Origin of the sequence: Mesorhizobium sp. (genome assembly GCF_005063415.1) — a bacterium.
GTDB lineage: Bacteria > Pseudomonadota > Alphaproteobacteria > Rhizobiales > Rhizobiaceae > Mesorhizobium.
The window spans coordinates 1-1,209 of the sequence record NZ_SUEG01000337.1; the positions used below are offsets into that span (position 1 = coordinate 1).

The 1,209-nt window shown below is 60.0% G+C and carries 1 protein-coding gene and 1 pseudogene; one reads left to right on the plus strand and one right to left on the minus strand.

All coding sequences use genetic code 11. The features are described from left to right. A pseudogene (locus E5W70_RS32450) lies at nucleotides 1–362 on the minus strand (adenylate cyclase); the annotation flags it as partial. A 345-nt stretch (nucleotides 363–707) separates the two neighbouring features. On the opposite strand from E5W70_RS32450, the gene E5W70_RS32455 reads away from it, so the two are divergent. Continuing rightward, a partial coding sequence (locus E5W70_RS32455) for a methyltransferase domain-containing protein (RefSeq protein ID WP_292665445.1) occupies nucleotides 708–1,209 on the plus strand: 502 nt, incomplete at its 3' end.

Consider the following 1,209-nt stretch of genomic DNA (forward strand, 5'->3'; position numbering starts at 1 on the left):
CTTCGGTAACGCCGCATCACCGCCCGCAGCTCTTCGGGGTCGAGCTGATGGCTTAGCTCGGTCGACCCGACGAGGTCGACGAACATTACCGTGAGCTGCCGCCGCTCTGCCTCTGTCGGGGCGGATAAAGGCAGCGCCGTCTTCAGCGATGCGGATGCGCCAATGGGCGCCGACCTCGAAACCAGGGCCAGTGAGGCAATCGCATCGAGCAGCTTGCGCCGGTGACCGACGGAGGTCACGCCGATTCCCGTCAAATCCTCGGCCGTCAGGTGGGCAAGAACCTCTTCACTAATATCGTTGTCGCGGAAGGCCTTCTCGTATTGTCCCAGGCCGATACCACGAAGCCAGGTGGCGACGTCCATGTCCCCCTCCTGTATGAAAGTACAATCATACACCAAAAGCCCATCATGGACGCGTGAAAACGGGTCCGAGAAGAGTCGATTCGGCCTCAGCTTGAAGGTCCACTTTAATAGGACCAGAAATGTCGGGAAATGGCGGCGCAAGAATGTCCTTCCGGAACCGGAACTGATGACCCTTTGCGGCCGTTGCCGACCGTTCTCCCAAAGACCGGACTGGGTGGGAAGTTCACGTTGCCGCCATCGATCCGAACGGCCAAGGAGCACCCCCAGGGCATTCAAATTCCAATGGTAGCCTTCGGCGTTGTCCTAACCTAATGTTGGACCGTCAATCAAAACGGACACGCCCGAGTGGTAGAGGAACTGACATACAAGGATGAAGCGGCGGCCGGTTACGACCGTGCATTCGCCCACGTTACAACGCACTTCGTTCCCACCTTACTTCGAGCGGCTCACATCGCGCCGGGCATGCGCGTCCTCGACATCGCCACGGGCACAGGTCTCGCAGCCGAAGCTGCCCTGAATATCGTTGGCCTGACTGGCCACGTCACTGCCGCCGACTTGTCGCCCGCAATGGTCGAGAAGTCGCGCGAACGCCTCCGCCACTCGAAAAACGCGTCGGTGGCGGTTGAGGACGGCCAGGCACTTTCATTTGCCGACGAAAGCTTCGATGCGGTCGTGTGCAGTCTCGGACTGATGTTCTTCCCCGATGCCCTAAGCGGACTTGCCGAGTTTCGTCGCGTACTTCGTCCCGGTGGGCGCGCCGTAGTCTCGGTCAACACCGTGCCAGAACGGTCCTACAACAATCGCATCAACCTCGCCATTGCACGGCATGTGCCGTCGTTAGCGGTGG